Genomic DNA, 24960 nt, shown 5'->3' with positions numbered 1-24960 from the left:
TGGATGTAAATAACTTTTATAACCCTTATTAAGCTGCCAATAAACCTATAAAAGTGATGTAATTACACTTAAAATTATCAATATTTTCTTTGTATTACAAAGGAAATTATGATATGTAAGTAGCTGATAATCAGATATAGGTAGTTTATATTAAGCTAAATTAATTTGTAATCGGGTTTTTATCCTTCACTAAATGGTAGTAATGTCATAATTTTGTCGATATAAAATGAGAAATAACACTTTATAAATCCTTTTAGAAACTAAATCAAGTAGAGATGAAAAAGAAATTATTACTTGCATTGACATTGGTGCTTTCAGGAACACTAATGTCACAGGCAGGACCAGCAGACAAGCTGAAAGTACCTGGACCTGATGCCAATGGAAGACGCGGAGCGACGGTTCCTTATAATCGTTATGAGGCTGAAAACGGAGAACTTTCGGGTGGTGCAGCAAAGAAGACTACATCTTATGGACGCAAGGACATTGCTACTCAGGCTTCAAAACAGTCTTATGTAGACTTATCATCTAAAGGTTCTGCTGTCAACTTCAAGATAGACAGAAATGGTGATGGTGTTACAATGCGTTTCACAATGAAGGATTCACCTAACGGAATGGGCGAGAATGGATCATTAGATGTGTATGTAAACGGTAATAAAGACCAGACTGTAAAGCTTACATCTTACTTTATGTGGCAGTATTTCAATCTAAATGACCCTTATCCTAAGGATGTACCGGGTGGTGATTTTAGATGTTTTGCCTTTGATGAAGTACATTTCAAGTTAAATAATAAGGTTAAACCAGGTGATGTTATTACTGTTAAGAATGATGATTCACGTAACATGGAGTATGGTTTAGACTTTATTGAGGTTGAAAACGTACCTGCTAAGATTAAACAACCAGCTGGTTCAATCAGCATACAGGATACAAAATATAAGAACATGGCTGCTGGTGGTGATTGGGGTGATGCTTTCATACAAGCCGTTAAGGATGCAGAAGCCTCTCCATCAAGAACTCTTTATATTCCAGCTGGTACCTATAATTTAGGAAAAGTATGGCGTATTTTTGCTGATAATGTGACGATTACCGGTGCTGGTATGTGGTATACTAACATCAAATTTACTAATCCTAATAAAGAAGGTGGTGGTATTTCAGGTGGTAATGGTTCGCATGGTCCTGATGGTTATAGTAAGAAAATAGAGTTCTGTAACATGTATATCAACTCTGCATTACGCAGCCGTATGGATCAGATGGCTATTTACAAGTGCTTCATGGACGTATATACGGATGGCAGTTACTTCCATGATATATGGGAAGAGCACTTCGAATGTGGTTTCTGGATTGGTGATTATAACGGTAAGATGGATTATAGTGATGGCATAAAGATCGCCAATTGCCGTATTCGTAACAACTTAGCAGATGGTGTAAACTTTGCACAAGGAACCTCTAATGCCACCGTTTATAACTGTAGTGTGCGTGGTAATGGTGATGATGGACTTGCAACATGGAATCAAGATGCTTGTGGAGCACGTGATTTACATGATAATATTTTCGCATATAACACGGTAGAATTAGGTTGGCGTGCTGGTGGTATAGCTGTCTATGGAGGTACTGGTCACCACATATATAATAACTTTGTCACTGATATGGCATTGGCTGCAGGTATTCATTTGAACTCAACTTTCCCTGGAACTAAGTTTAATGCTAATAATAAACCTGATGGTATAAAGTTCGAAAACAATACTATTGTGCGTAGCGGAACCAATTGTGACATATTTGGTAATGACCTTGCAGCTCTGGATGTGCATAAAACGGGTGGTAGTCTGCAGAATATTACGTTCTATAATACGGAGATTTATGATGCTCCATGCTTCGGAATAACAGTATTAAATGACCCTGATAATATTAAGTTTATCAATACAAAGATCCTTGGAGCTGGTCTTACAGGTATGTCAACTAGCTATTCTACAACGCCAGTGACCTTCTGTGCCATTCGTGCAGACCAAGCAACTCCAATCTTTGATGGTCTTGAAATAGGTAATGTTCATAAGGATGTATTGGGTAATAATCAGACTTGGCCACTCTGGACGAACAACAATCAGCAGAAAGCTGACGCCATTAAATACACTAATATAAAGAAGAAATACGTTGCTCCAGAGCCTCCATACGCTGACAAAGATCAGCAAGGTGGAATCATTGACCCAATGGATGGACTGTCAGGTTATAATGTTAAGCTGGAAGGTATCAGCTGGAAGAATGCTAAAGGTAGCTCTGATTTGAAGGAAGGTGATGCTGTAACATTTCGTGTAAAGATTACTAATACATCAAATGTAGATATCCCTAAGGATGTAGCTCTTGCTTTTGAAGTCAAGATTAATGGTGAATCTGCAGCAATAAGTGATGACTTTGAGGGCGGTTTGAAGGCTGGTAAGTCTGTCATTCTTACTGCTAATGGTTCTTGGATTGCCAAGCTTGGAGTTTGTAAAGTTGAGGCTATTGCCGACCCAGAGAACAACTTACCGAAGGAAACATCAAAGGATGACAACAAGCGTGTTAAGCAGTTTAATGTTTATGAAGCCCCAGATAATAATGGTACTTTCACTCCTGTAACGGGTGGTTATGACCTTGTTGTGACGAAGATTCTTATGAATACGAAGTCAATCAAGCCTGGTGATAAGGTTAATTTCTCAGCCATTGTAGCCAATGCTGGTGATCAAGATGCTCCTGCTGGTGATGTTCTTGGCATTCAATTCCAGATTGATGGTAAGACAGAGGTCATCACTTGGTCCGATGATTATAGGAAAGGTGTGAAGTCACATGAGTTTGTTAAGGTAACAGCCAATGGTGGTACAGCAGGCAAAGAGTGGACTGCTACAGAGGGGAAGCACACCGTTACAGCATGGATTGACAACTACGGAGGTCGTTATGCAGGTGAAATAAACCATGATAATAACAAGTTCACAATTGAGTTGAATATCCCTATGAGTCCTGTTCAGTTCATTAACAATCCTGATAAGCCAGACAATATCGATGGTACGGATGGCATTGAGGCTGTAAATGCAGTGCAAAGCGTGAAGGATTCTTATTACTACGACCTCCAGGGTCGCCGTTATGGCACAACAACTGAGGGTCTCAAGAAGGGTGTTTACATCCATTGTGGTAAGAAGGTTATTATAAAGTAAACTTTAATATTACTGTAAAAACAGTTAGTTATAGCATATTCAGAATCGGTTGGGAGCGCTTCCAACCGATTCTTTTTTTATGGTTTGAAACTACTTGGTAGGTAATATGGATGTTATATAAATATCTTTACAATATTTTTATCCTATAAATTCAATAATCAAGGGAAACCAATTATTTTAGACTTTGTAACCATCAGATAATCATATAGTTATAAACAGCGTTGTAAAAGACGCCCTTTTACGTTGCAAAAGGGCGTCTTTTGAAGTGTAAAAGGGCATCTTTTATCATGCAAAAGGGCACCTTTTACAATGCAAAAGAGCATCTATTGAATCCTTAATATGAATTTATCTTACATTACAAGGATACTATTGATAAACGAAACAAGAGAAAAGTATTTTTTATTCTCTTGTTTCATACAAGTAAGCAGATGGTAATATCACCAGACTTAGTCTACAGACTTCTCAATAAAACAGTAATATTATTTCTTAGAATGGGTATATACACACTTAGAATTACCGTATTTACCGTTATGTTTTTCGTAATAAAATCATGGCAAAAGAAGCCAAGATAGATTGTTATAAACGGCATATTGAATAAATATAAATATATTATGTCTATAAAAACTCAAATAATGTACATAATATATTGATAGTCAATAGTATTTATTTGATGCACATATTCACCTTTTTACAATCAATATTATGGTCTTTACAAGGTCCTTATAGTGAAGAATTTACACCCAAGTTAAAGATATTGTATTTGTATTTGCGAATGAAAAAGATAAACTTAAGTTACTGATAATCATATTATTAATAGATAAAAGACCCAAGAATAGTTTGTAATTGGCTTTTTAAATATCAAACAATAGTAAGTAAAACATAAATTTGTGGCGCTCGATTGAGAGCTACACTTTAAACAATCTTTTTTAAAAACTAAATCAAGTGAAGTATGAAAAAGAAATTATTACTTGCATTGACACTGGTGATATCAGGTAGTATGATGTCACATGCTGGGCCGGCTGATAAACTGAAAATCCCTGGTCCAGACCCTAATGGTAGGCGTGGAGCAACAGTTCCTTATAATCGTTACGAAGCTGAAGATGGCAGATTCTATGGTTCTGCTAAGAAGTTGGTCTCTATCAATTGTAGTAGAGATGACATTGCGACCCAGGCTTCGAAGCGTTCTTATGTGGAATTGACGAATGGTGACTCTCTTGATTTGCCTATTGACAGATATGGGGATGGCGTTACTATGCGCTTTACCATGCCTGATAGTGATGATGGTATGGGGAAGAACAGTTCCTTAGAGGTTATGGTCTATGATGCAAAAGGAAAGAAACAATCTGAACAGACAGTTGCCATTTCTTCTTATAACATGTGGCAGTATTTCACACCTGGTACCAGAGATCCTCATGATGAGAAGGTACCTGGAAGCATTCCAGCCTTTGCGTTTGATGAAGTACACTTTAAATTGAACAGCAAACTTAAGCCTGGTGACCACATTGTGATAAAGAATTTAAAGGCTATTGCATGTGGAATTGATTTCATAGAGGTTGAAAACATACCTGCAATGATTAAACAACCAGCAGGAGCAATAAATGTTCAGGATTATAAAAAGGACTATAATAGTTGGCTTGATGCTTTCAATGAAGCACTGAAAGAAGCTGATAAGAGTTCTAAAGTACTATATATTCCTAAAGGAACTTACGAGTTAGACGGTATATGGCGTGTATATGGTGATAAGGTAAGGATACAAGGTGCAGGTATGTGGTACACCAATATTAAGTTCACAAGTACGAAAGATTTTGGTGGAGGTATATCTGGTGGACACCCTGATCATGGACCTGATGGCTACTGTAAGGATATGGAAGTATGTGATTTTTATATGACTTCAAACCTTCGTAGTCGCTATAGACAGATGGCAGTGTACAAGGCTTTCATGGATGTTTGGGATAATTCTTATTTCCATGACCTATGGGTAGAACATCATGAGTGCGGCTTTTGGTTTGGTGATTATAATGGTAAAGCTGACTATTGCAATAATGTTGTAGTTGCAAATTGCCGTATTCGTAATAACTTTGCAGATGGTGTGAACTTCTGTCAAGGTACTTCTAATGCTGTAGTATATAACTGTAATGTTCGTGGTAATGGTGATGATGGACTTGCAATGTTCCCTGATAAAGCAGCGATAAACCCTGATGATGAAAAGAATAACGCATTTGCTTATAACACAGTGGAGCTTGGTTGGCGTGCAGGTGGTATTGCTATTCATGGTGGAACGGACCAACGTGCATATAATAACTTCGTTAGTGACCATGGTTTAGCATCTGGTATTCATGTTACAAGTGACTTTACTACGGGATATAGATTTGATAATAACGAGAGACAGGAGGGTGTTTTAATAGAAAACAACTATGTAGTTCGTTGTGGAACATATGCCGATCCAGTCTGGAACAATGACCTTGCAGGCATTGATGTCTTTAATGAATATGGCAAATTACGCAATATTACCTTTAGAAATAATGAGGTTTATGACTCTCCATTCTTTGGTGTTAGAGTGTATAAGGATCCAGAAAACATATTGTTTGATGGTCTGAAGCTTTTGGGTTGTGGCTTATCTGATATCAAAGACAACTTCTCTACAACAGAAATGTCCGCATGTGCAATTCGTGCTAACAATGGTAGTGCAACCTTTAATAACCTTGTTATTGCTAATGTTGGTAAGGATCGGAAAGGTAATAACAGCACATGGCCAGTGTGGACAGATAACAATAAGATGAGAGCAGACGCTATAAAGTTTACCTATTTGAAGAATTCTTATGTTGTTCCTGAGCCTCCATACGCTGATAAGACACAACAAGGTGGTATCATTGATCCTATGGATAAGCTGTCAGGATACAATGTTAAGCTGGAAGGTCTCAGCTGGAAGAATGCCAAAGGTAGTTCTAATTTGAAGGAAGGAGACGCTGTTACGTTTGAGGTTAAGATTGTTAATACATCAAATGTGGACATCCCGAAGGGTGTAGATCTTGCTTTTTCTGTTAAGATTAATGGTAAGTCAAGCTTCGCAAGTAGGGCTTATGATGGTGGTTTGAAGGCTCATCAGTCTATTATTCTTAAGGCGAATGGCACTTGGAAGGCTAAGGCTGGAGCATGTTATGTTGAGGCTTTTGCTGACCCAGAGAACAACTTACCGAAGGAGATTTCTAAGGAAGATAACAAGCGTTTCAAGAAGTTTAATGTTCACGAATCAGCTGATGACATGGGTTCATTCACACCTGTAACGGGCGGATATGACCTCGTTGTGACGAAGATCCTCACGAATACCAAGTCAATTAAGCCTGGTGATAGGGTCAACTTCTCAGCCATTGTTGCCAATGCTGGTGACCAAAATGCACCTGCAGGTGATGTTCTTGGTGTTCAATTCCAGATAGATGGCAAGACAGATGTCATCACATGGTCTGATGATTACACCCAAGGTCTGGACTCTCATAACTTTGTTAAGGTAACAGCTTGTGGTGGTACAGTAGGCAAAGAGTGGACGGCTACAGAAGGCAAGCACACCGTTACGGCATGGATTGACAACTACGGAGGTCGTTATGCAGATGAGATTAACCACGGTAACAATAAGTTTACCATTGAGTTGAACATCCCTATGGAGGAAGTTCAGTACGTTAGTAATCCTGATAAGCCCGACAATCTCACTGGTAATGCCGATGAAAATGTAGATCCTATAGATAATATCAAGGGTTACGATGTAGCTGTTACGGGTGTTCGTTGGGAGAAAGCTGATGGCAATACAGATTTAAAAGAGGGTGATAAAGTTACCTTTAAAGTTGCAATCAAGAACACAAAGAATGTCAATATCCCTGCAAATGTTGCTCTTGCATTCAAGGTTTCTCTTGATGGAGGTAAACAAACGTTCATGAGTCAGAGCTATGACAAGGGTCTAAAGGCAGGAGAAACAGTGATTCTTTCTATAAAAGATGCTTGGACAGCCACACCAGGTTCACATGTCATGAGCGTGTTGGTTGACCCAGAGAACAACTTACCAGCCGAAGTAACTAAGGAGAATAATAAGCAGGAAAAGCGTTTCAACGTTGTAGGTAATAGTGATGATTACGGTACTTTCACCCCTGTAACAGGCGGTTATGACCTTGTTGTGACGAAGATTCTTATGAATACGAAGTCTATTAAGCCAGGTGATAGAGTGAACTTCTCAGCTATTGTAGCCAATGCTGGTGATAAGGATGCTCCTGCTAATGATATTCTTGGTGTTCAATTCCAGATAGATGGCAAGACAGATATCATCACATGGTCTGACGATTACACCAAAGGCGTGAAGTCACATAAGTTCGCTAAGGTAACAGCTTGCGGTGGTACCATTGGTAAAGATTGGATTGCTACAGAAGGCAAGCACACCGTTACGGCATGGATTGATAACTATGCAGGTCGTTATGCAGGTGAGGTTAACCATAATAACAATAAACTTACCATTGAACTGAACATTCCTACGGGTGCTATTCGCTACATTAACAACGCTGACCAACCAGACAATCTGGATGTTATTCCTACTGGTGTAGAGGCTGTTAATGCTGGTTTCGAGGTACAAGACACTTACTATTATGACCTTCAGGGTCGTCGTTGTGGCACAACTGCCAAGGGTTTGAAGCGTGGTGTGTATATCCATAATGGTAAGAAAGTAGTTATTAAGTAAGCATTAACGTTGTAGAAGAATCCACTACAATCGTATATTTAGAATCGGCTGGAGACTCTTCCAGCCGATTTTTTATTATCACCCACATCAACTTTCTGCCCCATTTACCTTCTGTAAAATATCCTTACATTTTCTCAACCCAAAACTTTCATTAATTGAAAGGGAACCAAAAAAATCATGCTTTGCAATTATCAGATAATCAATTGGTTATGAAAGGCAAAGTAAAAGACGCCCTTTTACGTTGCAAAAGGGCACCTTTTGAAGTGTAAAAGGGCATCTTTTACCATGCAAAAGGGCGTCTTTTAGAACGCAAAAGAGCACCTTTTAAAATCGAGATGTGAATTTATCTTACATTATATGACTACTAAGCATAAATAAAGTGGGCATAAGCCAGCTACTATCCTCCGATTTTATGCAGTTCCCCTCCGCGGTGTATAGCGTATGAGTTAACTTAATATTTCCTCCCCGATAGAAACAAAACAGAGCTTATCTCACGACAAGCTCTGTTTTGATTTAACAAACTATTGATGTAAGTTTAATTAAATACTAATTACTTAAATTACCCAAATAACAAATACATATATACCAAATATCACAACGAAGTTGCTTACTTCTTATTAAACCTAATCTTTGAAGTTTCTTATGAATAGCCTTATCTATTTCACTAAACAGCGGCAAAGACCTTGAAAAACTTAATCTACTACTTAAAATAAGTATCTTTTCGGATAACAAAATTACAACAAAAAGCACGTATCAGACCCTATTATAATCAGCATACTGCATAAATATAAATGAGAATAGAGTATTAAACCCTTCTAAATCTCATTAAGATATTGATTATTAAATGGTTATATAATGCATTAAAATAGACGCTTTATAAGCACTGTTATTTGATATATAAAGTTCTGTAAGTGAAGTTTTTACACTTTAATATCCCAACATCTCGTTTATATTGTAGAATAATGCTAAACTTATAAACCGTTGATAGTCAGTATAAAGTTATTTATATAGCAAAGAAAAGTTTGTAATAAGCCTTTTAATCTTCCTAATATTATAATATTGATATAATTTTGTAACCATAAGATAAAGAGTCTTATCTTACTTATTGAGTTTTGAACTAAATCTCATAAAACATGAAGAAAAAGTTATAACCTTGATAGATGGTATGATAATATAACGACTGATGGGCAACAGAAAGATATCCATTTACGGGAGAATACTAAAACAATTGGCTGATAAAACATGATACATGATCAACCAATGATAAGCACATTAAGTATCGGCTGGAACATTTTCAGTCGATATTTTTTGTTATTTGTAAGAAAAGTTCTATATTTGCAGTCATATTAAGAGATATATTAGCTCTTATAAATCATTTAATGAGATACCTAAAATGAATACGAAGAAAAGACTATACTTATTTATTATACTTCTCACATTGCCCTTTTTTTGTGTAGCATCACATGAGAATTGGGAGAAGCAACTTGATGAATTAGATAATAGTCTTGGGCAAAGAAAATATTATGAAGACCAGAAACTGAAGCGGATAAAGCAGCTAAAGAAGCAATTGGTATCTCTTCCTCCATCAAAACAGTTTGATATTAACAGGAAACTCTTTAAGGAATACTCCTCTTATCAATATGATTCAGCTTATAATTGTGCCCATCATCTTATAGATGAGGCCATCAAACTGAAGAATCGTGACTATGAAGTGGAGGCAAGATGCGACTTGGTTTTCTGTCTTCTTTCGGCAGGTTTATATACGGAAGCCTTTAATGAGCTGAGGGAAATACGCATGGAAGGCACTACAGCCACAGCACGTAAACTCTATTTTACAATGGCTTCCCGTCTTTATTATGATGTTTCTGATTACACTCGTACGAAACCTTATCAGAGTAGATACGTCAAGCAGGCAGGTGTTTACACAGATTCTTTGCTTCATTATCTGCCGAAAGGTTCGCCAGACTGGCTCTATGCTGTTGGAATGCGTGATATGAAGGAGCGCAGATACGAAGCATGCCTTGATACTTTCAAGGAGTTTCTGGAGAAAAAGGGCGTTGATGTGCATCAGAAAGCAATTGTCAATTCGTGTGTTGGATGGGTTTATCTTTATCTTAAGGACAATGATCAGGCAATGAAATATCTGGCGTTGGCAGCAATCTATGATAATAAAGGAGCTATTCGGGAGACAACAGCGTTGTGTACATTGGCAAATCTCTTATATAAAGAAGGTGAAATACAACGTGCAACGGAATATGTGAGACAGTCATTAGCCAATGCCAACTTCTATGGAGCACGCCAACGCGTCATAGAAGTGAGTGGTATTCTACCCATTATAGAGCAGGATCGCTTCAAGATAATACAAGGTCAGCGCAACGCTATTGCTGTTGCTGCAATCATCAGTGTGCTCTTTGTCATCGGGCTTCTGATGGGTTGGTGGTTCATTCGTAGACAGATGAAAAAGTTGAAGAAGGCACAACAGACCATTGCTAACCGCAATAAGGAACTTGAAGCAAAGAATCATCAGTTAGAAGAGGTGAACAATATCAAGGATGAATATATCGGTAGGTCATTCTATATCAACTCTGAATATATTAATAAGGTGGAAAAACTCTATCGTACCATTGACCGAAAGATAGCCATGCGCCGCTATGAAGAGTTGCGTTCTTCACTGAAAGAGAGTGAACTGGTTGCAGAACGCAAGTCGATGTTTGCCGATTTTGATGAGACTTTCCTGAAACTCTTCCCTCATTTTATTGAGAAGTATGGGAAACTCTTTGATGAAAATGACCAGAAAGTATTGTCAGATGGTCCGAAACAACTGACGACGGAGATGCGTATCTTCGCCCTTATCCGTCTGGGTATTAATGATTCTGAGCGTATAGCGACATTCCTTAATTATTCAGTCCATACAATCAATACTTATAAGACACGTGTAAAGAACCGTTCACGTGTGGAGAATGACCAGTTCGAACAGCTCATTATGGATATCTAATATCGGGTAATATCCTCCTGATTTCCCCTTTAAATAAAGGTAAATCTTATTACATTTTCTTGTAAAGTAGGGTCAACTACTAATATTTAGCTTATATTCACATGAAGAATGTGGATATAAGAGGCATTGATTATCAGTATATTAGTAGTTGTTATTCCTTTTTTCTCTTTATACTTTCAATAGTTTCTTTTAATAATAGTAATAGGATGAGTAACTTTGCCAGTAAGGAAATCATAACAAAATATATTTTTAATAACTAAAAACAATGATTCGCTATGAGAACGATCACAAGTAAATTGCTTGGCGTTGTACTATTATTGTCAGCGACAATGACGTTCACGGGATGTTCTACTGTTGATGACGGCGAATTCACTTCACCAATTACGCTCACTGAAAAGATTAGTGGTAAATGGGTAGTAAATTCTGTTGTTCAGACTGATGAGGCTAATGCCCGTACAAAAACATTAACTGACCTGCTCAATTTTGACACGTTTGTCATTAATCTAAACCAAGATGAGGCTGGAAAAGCTTCTACTTTTACGGTTGAAGGGAATGCTCCTGCACTATTACCAGCAAGTGGTACATGGCAAATGGATTACAATTTCACCAAGAGTGACAACACTGCAAGTAGGATTTTGCTTAATGATGGGAAGGCAGAAACTGTACTTACCGTTACAACAGTGCCTGGTAATACCAAGACTTTGGAGTACAGATTGACACGCAAGACCAAAGGGCAGCCATTTGTTTCTTACACGTATAACCTAACTCAAGCAGTAAAGTAAATGACTATGAAGAAAGTTTTATTCGCACTGATGTGCTTATTTCCGTTGGCATTGTTTGCTGATGGAGTAGAGCTTCCTAATGCTCCTAAGTGTTGGACGGTTCCTGCTGTCTTTACAGCAGACGAAGAAGTTACGTTCTATTATGATATGACAGATGTCGGATTCCAGGAAGGTGTTGACCTATACCTTTGGGCTTGGCAGCCAACAGAGCCTGATGCAGGACATGGAGGTAACTCATCCGACTTTGCTAAATTGGAGTATCTTGGTAATAATATCTATAAAAAGACGATGGTACCAACGGAGTATTTCCATTGTGAGGTCGCTAAGTTTGAAGATGCTAACTGGCCAGGCTTCTGGCAAAGGCTGAAGACAAAGGACGGTTCTATGTGGTCTGGTGTTTTTGCAGCACCTGATAGCCGTTCTGAATTCGAAGCATTTAAGAAGTCAGGTGCTGGCATTCAGTTCTTCAGTGGTAAGAAATCGGCAGGCTTTACAGAGAAGTTTGCTTTAGATGATCCTCTTACCGTCCTCTTTAACCCAGATGTATATAAATTAGGAGGTAAGACAATGACAGAGTTAGCAAAGGATGCTGACTTCGTAACATTTGGTGTTCACTCAGGTTTAAATGACTGGACAGTTCTGCAGACATTGGATGTATGGCGTCCTGCAGTACTTGCAAAGGCGGGGTTAAAGAAGCTTTCTAATGGTCTCTATGCATGGAATATTGGTATTCCAAGCGAATATTATGCTTCTAATCCACAGGATCCTGGTCAGCCAGACAAGCCAACAATCCTTGCAGACCCAGATAAAAAGGCTGCGTTTGTACTTGAGAATATGACTTACAATGTTATTAAGGTGATCAAGGATGCTGCTGGTGCAAACCAATGGGGAGTAAATACCGGTGACCAAACACAGAAAGCTGGTCAGGCTGTTCCCTATCCTGACCCACTGTTTTCAGTATTCCCTACTCGTGTAAGTACGAAGGATATCCTAACATTGACTCGTCAATACAATGGTCGTACAGATGGCGATTTGACCTATACTATCGTAGCTGGCTCAAAGACTATCACAGGAACGATGCCTGGAGTACGTGATAAACGAGAGACAACAATTGATTTGAATAAAGAATTACAGGGTGTTGAAGCCTCTGAATTGAAAGTAACAATAACAAATGCGAGAGGAATAAAGGTTGTTGAATCAACTGTCCCACTTGTTATTCCTGATTAATATAAATTGAAGAGAAGAATCTTATTCAATCCATAAAAGCATTAAATTCTATGAAACTAACAGTTCAAAATAAACTATCAGGGCTCATCCTCTTTATGATGATGTTGTTCTGTAGCAATGTATCGGCACAAGATTTTACCGCAACAGGTACGGTCGTCGACTCAGAAAAAGAACCACTTATTGGCGCTTCTGTAAGCGTTGTAGGTGGTAAGGTTGGGGCTATCACGGATATAGATGGTAACTTCACAATCCAATGTAAGCAGGGTGATATGCTTGAAATCTCTTATGTTGGGTATAATAATCGTAAGGTTCAGGCAGGAAAAGGCTTGAATATAGTAATGGAACAAGATGCCAAGACCCTTGATGAAGTGACAGTCGTTGGTGTTGGTTATGGTAAAATGCGTAAAAGTGACCTTACTGGAGCCATCGCTTCTGTTAATTCTAAAGATATGAAGCAGGGTGTTATCACTTCTACGGAACAGTTATTGCAAGGTAAAGTTGCTGGTTTATCTATTGTCCAAAGCTCTGGTGCAGTCGAATCAGGGGCCTCTATTCGCCTTCGTGGTGGTACGTCACTCTCTGCAAGTAATGGTCCGTTGGTAGTTGTTGATGGTATTCCTGGGGTTGATATCAACTCTGTTCAGCCATCTGAAATCGTAAGTATGGACATCTTAAAGGATGCCTCAGCAGCAGCAATCTATGGTTCACGTGGTGCAAATGGTGTTATTATCATTACTACAAACCGCCAAGGTTCAGATACAGAAGTGAACACAATTCAGTATAATGGCTATGTTGCAATAGCTTCTGCAGCAAAGACTCTTGACTTACTCTCAGCTAATCAATGGCGCAGTTATGTTCGTTCTACAGGTAATATGAACGCTTTGGATTATGGAGCTGATACTGATTGGCAGAAAGAACTCATGCGTACAGCTATCTCTCATAGTCATAATATCAACTTTTCTTCCTCTAAAAAGAGCCATGGTTATCGTGCAAGTTTCACCTATAATAATAATGAAGGTGTTATTAAGAGAAATAATATGAACCGTGTGGCAGGCTCTCTATCCGCTTATCAGACAGGTATGAATGGTCGTTTACGTTTGGATGAAGGTATTAATGCGAACTTTGACAGTTGGCATCCAATCGATAACCGTATCTTCGAACGTATGACAAACCTTCAGCCAACCTTCCCAGTCTTTAATCAGAACGGCAGCTATGCACAGTTGAATGGAACGAATACAGAGAACCCTGTAGAGCTGAATAACAATCGTATAGAGGACCGTAAACGCCATCGTTTCCTAGGATACTTGAAGGCAGAGCTCTCTATTGTTGAAGGACTTACTGCTACAATGAATACTTCTTATGAATCAAACTCTGTGAAATCGGGCTTATACAAGCCTACTTATGCACGCATGGAGGGGCAGAGTGAGCATGGATGGGGTCAAAGACTCTATGATGATTATACCAATAAGCAGCTTGAACTTTATCTAACGTACGATAAGAAGTTTGCAGATATCCATCATTTGAACCTTATGGGTGGTTATTCTTACCTTGATAATACTTATGAAGGTTTCGGTTCAACCCGCTCAGGGTTTGATTCTGATGCTTTTGGTTACAATAATTTAGCAGCAGGAACAGACTATCGGCAGGGTGATGTTTACTCTTATAAGGGTGAATCAAAGCTCATTTCTTTCTTTGGTCGTATAAACTATAGCCTGATGGATCGTTATATGGTTACTGCTACTTTACGTCGTGATGGTTCATCAAGGTTTGGTAACAATCATAAGTGGGGTGTATTCCCATCAGTATCTCTTGCATGGCGTATCTCTGAGGAACCATTCATGGCCTCAACACATGAGTGGCTTGATAACTTAAAGCTTCGTGCAGGCTTTGGTGTAACGGGTAATCAGAATGGTATTGGTGAGTATAAGTCATTGGCAATCCTCTCTCCATCAGGTGCAGCTTACTTTGATGGCACTACTGGAACATGGAAGAATGCTTATACACAGATCCAGAATCCTAACCCTGATCTTAAGTGGGAATCTACGGCACAATGGAATCTTGGAGTTGACTTCTCAGTATTCAATAAGTTAAATGGTACGTTGGAACTTTATTATAAGAAGACTTCTGACCTCCTTTGGACCTATCCTGTTCCACAGCCACCTTACCTTGTTGGTACGATGTTGGCTAATGTTGGTGACCTTGTTAACAAGGGATTTGAATTGAGTTTAGGGTATAAGGCTGTTCGTGCAAAGAACTGGACACTTGATGCTAACATGTCATTGGCATACAATCATCAAGAGATTACCAAGCTTTCTAATGATCAATATCAAGCTGTTGGATTACAAGCAGGCTCATTACATAACGTACGTGGTATGTCTAATACCTATTCACAGGTTATTAAGGAGGGCTATCCTGCAGGTGCATTCTGGGGTCCTCATTGCACTGGTATATCAAGTGATGGTAAGTATATGCTTGATAAAGATGATAATGGAAAGGTAAAAGATGGCTATCTTGGTTCGGCAATGCCTAAGTGGAACTTAGGTCTTTCACTCAATGCTACATGGCGTGACTTCGATGCAAGTGTTGCTGCTTATGGTATGTTTGGGCAGAAAGTGTTGAATGTTAGTCGTATGGTAATGTACGATCCAACGCGTTTCCCATCACAGAATACTCTTGATGACTTTATGAAAAGTGGTATAACAGATAATCCAACTTACTCTGATTACTTTATTGAGAATGGTGACTTCTTCCGCTTACAGGCAATTACTCTTGGTTATTCAGTACCATTGAATACGGTGAAGAAGCTGGGACTTACTCGTCTTCGTTTCTATGTAACGGGTGAGAATCTATTCTGTATTACTGGTTATAAGGGTATTGACCCAGAAGTTAGTGTACCAGATAACGTATTAAGTTCACCGGGTATTGATTTCTTTAACAGTTACCCACGTCCACGTACATTCTCTCTTGGTGTGAACATTGGCTTCTAATGACAGTAAAATTCAACTTTATAAGATTATACCAATTATGAAACGATTGAATATAAGTATATCGAATATCCTTCCAATAAGGAAGGCTTGGCTGGGAGTAGGTTTGCTATTAGCTCTTTCTTCCTGTACAGATCTTAATGAACAACTTTATGATAAGGTGTCACAAGATGACTATGGAAAGACACAGTCAGAGGTAGCTACCATTGTTGGAGGTGCTTATGCTACACTGCGTGGCTATGGTTCAGGTACACCTGAAGGCAATGGTGTTAACTGTTATCCGACCTGTGAATATGTTTTCTTCACTCAAGAGTGTTCAAGTGATGAGGCTTGTATCCCTACACGTGGTACAGACTGGTTTGATGGTGGGCGTTATCAGCAGTATCAGCGTCATAATTGGGATGCCAATAATGCAGGTATTCTCTCTATATGGCGTTATAATTTTACGGGTGTTTCAAAGGTGAATGCCATTATTTATCAGGTTGATAAAAGTGGTTTAACGGATGAAGCAAAGAACAAAGTGAAAGCGGAATTACGTGGTTTGCGTGCTTATTACTATTATAATCTGCTTGATTGCTTTGGTAATGTGCCAATCTCTACTGATTTCACAGAGAAGGTATTGCCAACCAACTCAACCCGAAAGGAAGTGTTTGAGTTCATAGAGAAGGAGCTAAAGGAGATTATGCCACTACTTCCATCAGGTGTTACCTATGGCCGTTTCACACAGAATGTTGCTAATACTCTTCTGGCTCGTCTGTATCTTAACGCTGAGGTATATACTGGTTCACCACGTTGGCAGGATTGTCTTGATGCTTGTGATAAGGTTCAGGGCTATCAACTCACACCTAATTATAAGGCTAGCTTTGCTATTCAGAATGAGAAATCACCTGAAATTATCTTTGCTATTCCATACGATCATAAGCAGGGAACAGTTGGAAACTACCTTGCAAGTATGACTTATCATTATAATCAGAAGCAAGCTTTTGACCCTGCTGGTGTCTATCAGTGGTGTGGTAACGGTATTTGTGCTCAACCAGGTCTCTATTCTTCATTTGATGCACAGGATGTCCGTCGCAACAGTTTGCTCATCGGACAGCAGTATAGTGCTAAAGATGGTTCTGAAGTTTTGATGGATAATGGTGAGCCTTTGAACTACACAGAGGAGATAGCTGACTTCACGAATGCTGCACAGAATGCTGGTGCACGACTGAATAAATACGAGTGGAGTGCTACTGATCAGTGGGAACGTGATAATGATTGGGTGTTGATGCGTTATGCTGAAATCCTGATGATGCAAGCTGAATGTAATTTCCGTTTGGGTTATATTCCTACAGCTCTCACTTACATTAATCAGATACGTAAGCGTGCAGGACTTACTGACCTCACTTCACTTACTCTTGATGATATTGATACTGAGTGGAAGCATGAGTTCGTATTTGAAGGTCTGAGACGTACAACTAACATTCGTTTTGGCACTTATTACAATGCATGGTGGGAGAAACCAGCTGATCCTGCTGACCATCACACCGGTATTTATCCAATTCCTAAGGATGAACTGGATAAGAATCCGAACTTGAAACAGAATCCTGGCTATGTAAATTAAGCTTTAAATAATATGCGTCCCCGTATGTCTTACTGGTATTAATCATACAATAAGGTGTACGAGGACGTTTTATGTTTAGTGATTATTACTGTTTGGAGAAATGACATAAGTCCTTTATTGGGCTGTCTTTAACAAGATAACAACGTATTATTCCCTTAAAAACAATCTCCTTATGACCAAGTAAATTCTATTCATCATTGATGGTTCGGCTTTCTTCTGACTACAAGTTGCTTTCATGTCAACTACGTATTGTAAGGTGTTAAGCCTTTGATACTATAGATGTCTACCATCAACTCCATATGTGCTAAGCCCCAACTCCATATGTGCGAAGCCTTAGCTCCATATGTGCGGAGCCTTAGCTCCATATGTGCTAAGCCTTAGCTCCATATGTGCGGAGCTGCAACACATCAGTAGAAAACCGGAAAGCATATTTGTTTTTGTCATTATAACTTATTTGTTTCATCATTGTGCCAGCCCCTTATTATCATGAAGATAAATACTTATGGTTATGAAAATATTTTTATAATACAATCGTTTTGTAGTAGAAAGGTATTGAAGGAATACTTCTGTTGTAACTTATAAGTAATCTAAGCACATATAAGCCTATGTTGGTATGAGGTGATTGAGTATGTGAAAGGAATACAGAATTGGCAATCTCAATTATAAATAAAAGAATCGAATAATCTTATTAAAAGTTCAGGAAATGAAACACAGATTTTTAAAGCACTCACTTCTACTTCTTACATTCGTAATAACGCCATCAGCGTTATTGGCAGACAGAGTAGAGCAGGTAAGTTCACCGAATGGTAATCTCACGGTGACAGCGGGTACAGATGACAGTGGACACCCTTATTATAAATTAAGTCGACGCGGACAAGAGATCATTACACGTTCAGCCTTAGGTTATCTTTTAACAGAGAGTATCAATGATTTTCTTGACAATGACTTCGATGTTTCATTCTCTAATATCTCGGAGAAGGATGAGACATGGCACCAGCCATGGGGAGAAGAAGATGCCGTTCGGAATCATTACAAAGAGCTAACCATGCATCTTCAGCGCAGAGGTGGCTTACGAATCAAGTTGGATATTGTCTTCCGTGTATTTGATAATGGCTTTGGTTTCCGCTATGTTATTCCAAAGCAAGATTGTTTAAGAAATAACAATAAGGATATAACGCTTGTCATTTCTGATGAGAAAACAGAGTTTAACTTTAAGGGTGATCTGCAGGCATGGACTATTCCTTACGATACCAAAGCTTATGAAAGGGAGTGGGGAAAGGGACCTCTCTCAGGTAAAAAATGGGAGTGTACGCCTATGACCATTGAAGCTAATCCTAACCTTTATATGATGCTTCACGAGGCTAACCTTACTGATTATTCTCCATTATGCATCAATAATCAAGGCTTTTGGGATGATATTGCACATTTTAAAGTCCAACTTCTAGGATGGGAAAGGGCTGACATTCCAAATTATCAAAAGAACCATTTGGTATATACAGACTATTATCCATTCTATTCGCCATGGCGTATGTTGGCAGTCGAAACAACTCCTGGTGGATTGATCACCAATCGTGTGATGTTGAATCTCAATGATCCTTGCAAGATAGAAGATACCTCATGGCTCAAAACTGGTAAGTATGTCGGTATTTGGTGGACTTTACATTTAAATGATTTTAGCTGGTCTGAGACTGATAAACCTCATGGTGCTACTAATAATAATACCCGACACTATATTGATTTTGCTTCAGAACATGGCTTTGAAGGTGTTCTTGTTGAAGGTTGGAACAAAGGGTGGAATGGTATGCAGCCCGTTGTTAATGACCTCAGTATGACTGAATCCACTCCTGATTATGACTTCAGAGGGTTACAAAAGTATGCTCATGATAATGGGACTTCTATTATTGTACATAATGAGACGGGCGGTTATTCCAAGCGATATGAGAACCAAATGGAGAAAGCTTTCAGTCTCTATCAGTCTGTAGGAGCAAATGTTATTAAGACAGGATACGTAGGTGACTTCCTGAACACAGGTGGTGTGGATGATTGGCAGCAACTTCCACATTCGCAATATGGTGTAAGGCACTTCCGTAAGGTGATAGAAGAGGCAGCAAAGCATCATCTTATGGTGATCAATCATGAGCCAGTTATGCCTACGGGGTTACAGCGTACTTATCCAAACCTTCTATCTGGTGAGGGTGTAAAGGGTCAAGAGTGGAATGCATGGAGCACAGGTAGTTCTCCTTCGCATACAGTAACGATTCCTTTTACTCGTGGATTGGCAGGTCCAATGGACTTTACACCGAGTATTTTTAAGTTCTTAGAAGTCAATGGAGACTCTCGACCGCATACTACATTAGCAAAGCAATTAGCTGAGTTTGTTTGTTTTTATACACCTTGGCAGATGGCTGCGGATAAGATAGAGAACTATCAGAACAACCCAAGAGTATTCACTTTCTTAGAGAATATACCTTCTAATTGGGAGAAAACAATTGTTCCTGATGCTAAGATTGGCGAGTATATTGTTACGGCAAGGCAGGCACGCGGCACCAATAACTGGTATATTGGAGGTATGACTGATGCCAATGCTCGTACTATTAACCTCCGTCTTGACTTCCTTAAGCCTGGTAAAAAGTATACAGCTGTTGTATATGAGGATGGGGATAATGCTGATTATAAGAAGAATCCTTATCCAGTTAATATCTATAAGAAGGGTGTAAACAACAATTCTGTATTACCTATTAAGATGGCATGTAGTGGTGGATTTGCTATTCAAATAGTCGAAAACTACGATGTTGAGGCTGCTGCTCTTTCATGGGAGAGAGTCAATGGCGGTAGAGATATTAAGGATGGTGATGGCGTTCGCTTTAAGATGGCAGTGCTAAATACTGGTGATACAGACATTCCTGTAGGTGAAGTGATCAGTGCACATGTACTTGTTGATGGCATAGCTCCTTTTGCTACAGTCGTCTATAAAGGTGGTTTGAAGCGGGGACAGTCTGTTGTTCTTGAGACACGTCAGCCATGGACAGCTACAACAGGGGCTCATACACTTACAGCAACGATAGGTTATGGCTTCCGTTTACCTGGTGATGACAATGCATCAAACAACTCTCGTACGAAGAAAATCAATGTTAAACCATCTGGTGAAGAGGGTGGTGACTATATCCCAGTGAGGGGTGGTTACGATCTTTATATTAGGAAAGTAAGCATTGATGAGCAGTCTGTTCCTGTAAATGGAATGGTAAAATTCGTTGCTGAAGTTGTGAATGCTGGAGATCAGCCAGCCCCAATCAATAATGATGCATTGCTTGGTCTTGGTTTCCGTATTGATGGTAAGTATGCTAATAGTGACCTTGCCATGTGGTCAGACCACTTTAGGAGGGAGCTACAACCAGGTGAAACGGTAAAGGTTTATGTTACAGGTAGCATTAATAATCCATTAGGTCCGAACAGTGATAAGTGGCAAGCAGCTCCTGGATACCATTATGTTAGAGTATGGGTTGATGATGTTAATCGTCTCAAGAAAGAGGTGAATGAGAGTAATAACATTGCTGTTGCTGTCTTTAAGTTCCCTTATGACAAGCAGCATCTTACGACTTTTTCTACCGGAGATCAGCCAGATGACGTATACAATGTATCCACAGGCATTGCTGAAATTATTACTCCTGCAGATAAACAAAGCTCTTCTACCTCCCGTGATGATGCTTATTATGATCTCCAAGGTCGGCGTATAGGCACTTCAAAGGATAACCTTAAGAGGGGTATCTACATCCACAAGGGTAAGAAAGTCATTGTGAGATAAGTAGTTTTGAACTATAATATAATCATAAAGAGAGAGGGTATTGTCTGAGATTCTGTCCCAGACAGTATCCTCTTTTTTATAAGAAAGGAGGCTATTCGATATAGATATTATAGGGTACTATCAATGCTTTGAATACCTTTTTAGTATTACTAAGCAATATCTTATACCGTTCTAAAAAGTGTGTTTAGCACTGAATAAATGTGATGAAGATTTGTGATGAGAAGGCAAAGGAGCGTTGAAAAGTAATAACATTTATATTGTTAAAAGACAGTTTTTTGCTCTATAAACAAATAATTTTACCTAAATTTGTTCCTCATGAGAGCTCGTATTTCTGAGGGATAACAACCTTTTAAACAGTTTGTTTTTACTAATCAATCAAATAAAAGCAAGATAATAATATGAATTTACGATCTTTTTTATCAGTAACAGCTATGTCTATGCTGCTATTTACATCCTGTGCTGATAGCTATGAGGGTGCTCCTGCTAAGCATAACGATGCTCAAGAAGCAGGTGGAGTACAGCCTATTGCTGTAACGAAAACCAATAGTATGCAGGTCTATGCACACTATATGCCGTGGTTTGAGACACCTACTTCTAACCCTAAGAATGAAGGAAAGTGGGGTTATCATTGGACAATGAAGAACTGCGACCCCAATAAGACCGATGCAAAAGGCAAGCGTGAGATAGCTTCTCACTACTATCCAATGACGGGTCCGTATGCAAGTGGCGATGAAGCTGTACTCGATTATCAGTGTCTACTGATGAAGTATGCAGGGCTGGATGGCGTTATGGTTGACTGGTATGGTGTGAACAGCGATAATAGTATAGCGCTGCACAAGACAAATACTGAGGCTCTTTTCCGCGCATTGAAGCGTGCTGGACTGAAGATGAGCGTCGTTTATGAAGACAGAACACTTGATGGTGTGTCGGATAAGGTGGGCGCTGCCCGTCAAGATATGCGTTATCTTGCCCAGACTTTCTTTAAGGATGACAGTTATGTGAAGGTTGATGGCCGTCCTTTATTACTCAATTTCGGTCCTATGCAGATGGAGTCTGGTAAGGATTGGTACCGTACTTTCTCTATTCTTACTACCAAACCGATGTTCTTAGTATTGAATGGTAAGATTGGAAGTGCTAACAATGGCGACTACAAAAGTAATGCTCAAGGCGAATACACTTGGGTCAATCCTAACCCAGACTATGCTTATGCAAAGAACTTTGAATGCTTTGTCGGTGGTGCCATGCCTGGTTTTTGGGATTATTATAAGGAAGGTGAAGGCAGCAATGGCTATACAACTTATGACTCAGAGAACGGTGCTCTTTTCCAGCGTCAGCTTGATGCAGCGAAGGCAGCCAGCCTGAAGTATCTTCAGATCAGTACTTGGAATGACTATGGTGAGGGTACAACCATTGAGCCAACATTGGAGTATGGCTATAAATATCTCGTTATGTTGCAGAAGTTTACGGGCGTAAGTTATCAGCAATCCGACCTTGAACTCATCTATCGTTGGTATGAGGCACGTGTTGCACATCCTGATAATGCAAAGGTGAAGGAAGCCTATAACGCCCTTGTTCAGCTGAAAACGGCTGAAGCAAAGTCTATTCTCGATACGCTTTAAAATCAAATAGTATATCAATAAATGAAACGTAATCTATTAAAAAACATCTTTTTATCTCTTTGTCTTGTGGTGTTCCCTATGGGAATGGCTGCAAAACAAGAGGCTACAGTGACATCACCATCAGGGAATCTAACACTGACGGCTGGCGTTGACAAGGCTGGTCGGCCTTATTATTCATTGAGTCGTGGCAAAGAAGCTATCCTCCTTCCTTCCTATCTTGGCGTGAAGTTGAAGGATGGAAGTCTCGACAGTGACTTCGGTGTTATGGGCTTTGTTCGTGCAACAAAGGATGAAACCTGGCACCAACCATGGGGTGAAGAGAATGATGTCCGCAATCATTACAACGAGCTTACAATGAAATTGGCTCAGCGTAAAGGTCTGAAGCGTCAGCTAACAATTGTCTTCCGTGTGTTTGATGACGGTATGGGCTTCCGTTATGTGTTCCCAGAGCAGAAGAATTTGAAGCATTTTGTCATTATGGATGAGGAGACAGAGTTCTGCTTTAAAGGTGATCCAGAGGCATGGACACTGCCCTATGACGCTGATTACTACGAAGGTTTATGGACGAAGGCACCATTGAGCAAGAAGCAGAAGGTATGTACTCCTATCACAATTGAAGCTAAGCCTGATCTTTATATGATGCTTCATGAGGCTAATCTCACTGATTATGCTTCATTGAACGTAAAGCCTGTAGAGACGAAAGAAGGTAATGTACGCATGAGAGCTGAGCTTGTACCTTGGTCAAATGGTGACCTTGTACGTGCAAAAGCACCCTTTGTCTCTCCTTGGCGTATGCTGTCGGTTGAGAATAATGCGGGTGGTTTGATTACCAATCGCGTCATGTTGAATCTCAATGACCCATGTAAGATCAAGGATACTTCATGGATCACGACAGGAAAATATGTCGGTGTATGGTGGGCTTACCACATGCAGCATGCCACATGGGCTATTGGTCCTAAGCACGGAGCGACTACTGAGAATACCAAACGCTATATCGACTTTGCTGCACAGCATGGTTTCAAGGGTGTATTGGTTGAAGGTTGGAACTATGGTTGGGAGCATGACTGGGGTAAAGAAGGTGATAAATTCAACTTCACCAAGGCTTATCCTGACTATGACTTTGATGGATTGCAGAAGTATGCTCTCTCTAAAGGTGTGTCACTCATAGCACATAACGAGACAGGTGGTGCTGCTAAGAACTATGAAAACCAGCTTGAAGCAGCCTTTACTCTCTATGAAAAGATGGGTATCAAGGCCATTAAGACTGGTTATGTGAACAAGGTGATGGACAATAAGGAGCTGCAACACTCACAGTATGGCGTCCGTCATTATCGTAAAGTCATTGAGACTGCTGCCCGACACCACATCATGGTTGTCAATCATGAGCCTGCTATGCCTACTGGTTTGCAGCGTACTTATCCTAATCTTATCGCAAGTGAGGGTGTCCGTGGACAAGAGTGGAATGCGTGGGATGGCAATGGTGGCAATCCTCCTTACCATCTTTGTGTACTTCCTTTCACACGTCAGCTGGCAGGACCAATCGACTTTACACCAGGAATCTTCAAACTTGAAGGTCAGGTTTATCCACAGACTCATCCTCATACCACACTTGCTAAGCAGCTTGCTGAGTATGTTGTCATCTATACACCATGGCAGATGGCAGCTGATGAGATTGAGAATTATACCGGTCAGCCAGCCTTTGCGTTCATTGAAGCAATGCCTTCTAACTGGCAGCGCACTGTGATTCCGGCAGCAGAGATTGGTAAGTATATTGTTACAGCACGTAAGGATCGTGACAGTGAGAACTGGTATGTTGGTGGAATGACGGACGAACAGGCGCGTGATGTAGACCTTAAGCTTGACTTCCTTACACCGGGTGCTTCTTATAAGGCCATCATCTATAAGGACGGACCGGGTGCTGAATACGATAAAAACCCATATCCAATGACTATTGATCAGCAGATTGTGAATGCACAGACTGTCTTAAAGCTCCACATGGCTAAGAGTGGCGGCTTCGCTATTCAGCTGATTAAGCAATAGAACATAAGAGAT

10 protein-coding genes are annotated in these 24960 nt (G+C 39.7%); all 10 read left to right on the top strand.

What is annotated here, in order from left to right:
- Positions 1-275: 275 nt before the first annotated feature.
- The 10 genes from ACZ48L_RS06050 (at position 276) to ACZ48L_RS06005 (ending at position 24948) form a co-directional block, all read left to right on the top strand.
- Positions 276-3179 (top strand): right-handed parallel beta-helix repeat-containing protein, encoded by a 2904-nt coding sequence (locus tag ACZ48L_RS06050; RefSeq protein WP_025791249.1) that lies wholly within the window; start codon positions 276-278, stop codon positions 3177-3179.
- A 949-nt stretch (positions 3180-4128) separates the two neighbouring features.
- The gene (locus ACZ48L_RS06045; RefSeq protein ID WP_025791247.1) at positions 4129-7896 is read left to right on the top strand and encodes a CARDB domain-containing protein; all 3768 of its coding nucleotides are present in this window, start codon (positions 4129-4131) and stop codon (positions 7894-7896) included.
- A gap of 1393 nt (positions 7897-9289) precedes the next feature.
- A complete protein-coding gene (locus tag ACZ48L_RS06040) occupies positions 9290-10891 on the top strand; it encodes a DUF6377 domain-containing protein (protein WP_025791246.1) in 1602 nt (533 codons plus the stop codon).
- Between the two features lie 275 nt (positions 10892-11166).
- The gene (locus ACZ48L_RS06035; protein ID WP_008823403.1) at positions 11167-11673 is read left to right on the top strand and encodes a DUF5004 domain-containing protein; all 507 of its coding nucleotides are present in this window, start codon (positions 11167-11169) and stop codon (positions 11671-11673) included.
- A 6-nt stretch (positions 11674-11679) separates the two neighbouring features.
- Entirely contained in the window at positions 11680-12900 is a 1221-nt protein-coding gene (locus tag ACZ48L_RS06030; protein WP_025791244.1) for a hypothetical protein, read from the top strand.
- Between the two features lie 50 nt (positions 12901-12950).
- Entirely contained in the window at positions 12951-15887 is a 2937-nt protein-coding gene (locus ACZ48L_RS06025) for a SusC/RagA family TonB-linked outer membrane protein (RefSeq protein WP_219491197.1), read from the top strand.
- 37 nt (positions 15888-15924) lie between these two features.
- The gene (locus tag ACZ48L_RS06020; RefSeq protein WP_025791243.1) at positions 15925-17487 is read left to right on the top strand and encodes a RagB/SusD family nutrient uptake outer membrane protein; all 1563 of its coding nucleotides are present in this window, start codon (positions 15925-15927) and stop codon (positions 17485-17487) included.
- Positions 17488-18190: 703 nt separating this feature from the next.
- Positions 18191-21289: a glycoside hydrolase family 97 protein gene (locus ACZ48L_RS06015; protein ID WP_314694132.1), complete on the top strand. Its 3099-nt coding sequence runs from the start codon at positions 18191-18193 to the stop codon at positions 21287-21289.
- A gap of 398 nt (positions 21290-21687) precedes the next feature.
- Entirely contained in the window at positions 21688-22908 is a 1221-nt protein-coding gene (locus tag ACZ48L_RS06010) for a glycoside hydrolase family 99 protein (RefSeq protein WP_025791241.1), read from the top strand.
- 21 nt (positions 22909-22929) lie between these two features.
- Complete coding sequence (locus ACZ48L_RS06005) at positions 22930-24948, top strand: glycoside hydrolase family 97 protein (protein WP_025791239.1); 2019 nt, start codon at positions 22930-22932, stop codon at positions 24946-24948.
- Positions 24949-24960: the final 12 nt, after the last annotated feature.

It is taken from the genome of Prevotella histicola, assembly GCF_055385135.1.
The sequence above is the reverse complement of the archived record's forward strand: the minus strand, read 5'-3'. Positions and strand labels throughout refer to the sequence as shown.

Excerpts from the sequence above, each read along its gene's own strand:
- ACZ48L_RS06015 (WP_314694132.1), top strand. The coding sequence starts at position 18,191 with ATGAAACACAGATTTTTAAAGCACTCACTTCTACTTCTTACATTCGTA.
- ACZ48L_RS06045 (WP_025791247.1), top strand. The coding sequence starts at position 4,129 with ATGAAAAAGAAATTATTACTTGCATTGACACTGGTGATATCAGGTAGT.
- ACZ48L_RS06020 (WP_025791243.1), top strand. The coding sequence starts at position 15,925 with ATGAAACGATTGAATATAAGTATATCGAATATCCTTCCAATAAGGAAG.
- ACZ48L_RS06005 (WP_025791239.1), top strand. The coding sequence starts at position 22,930 with ATGAAACGTAATCTATTAAAAAACATCTTTTTATCTCTTTGTCTTGTG.
- ACZ48L_RS06035 (WP_008823403.1), top strand. The coding sequence starts at position 11,167 with ATGAGAACGATCACAAGTAAATTGCTTGGCGTTGTACTATTATTGTCA.
- ACZ48L_RS06040 (WP_025791246.1), top strand. The coding sequence starts at position 9,290 with ATGAATACGAAGAAAAGACTATACTTATTTATTATACTTCTCACATTG.
- ACZ48L_RS06030 (WP_025791244.1), top strand. The coding sequence starts at position 11,680 with ATGAAGAAAGTTTTATTCGCACTGATGTGCTTATTTCCGTTGGCATTG.
- ACZ48L_RS06050 (WP_025791249.1), top strand. The coding sequence starts at position 276 with ATGAAAAAGAAATTATTACTTGCATTGACATTGGTGCTTTCAGGAACA.
- ACZ48L_RS06010 (WP_025791241.1), top strand. The coding sequence starts at position 21,688 with ATGAATTTACGATCTTTTTTATCAGTAACAGCTATGTCTATGCTGCTA.
- ACZ48L_RS06025 (WP_219491197.1), top strand. The coding sequence starts at position 12,951 with ATGAAACTAACAGTTCAAAATAAACTATCAGGGCTCATCCTCTTTATG.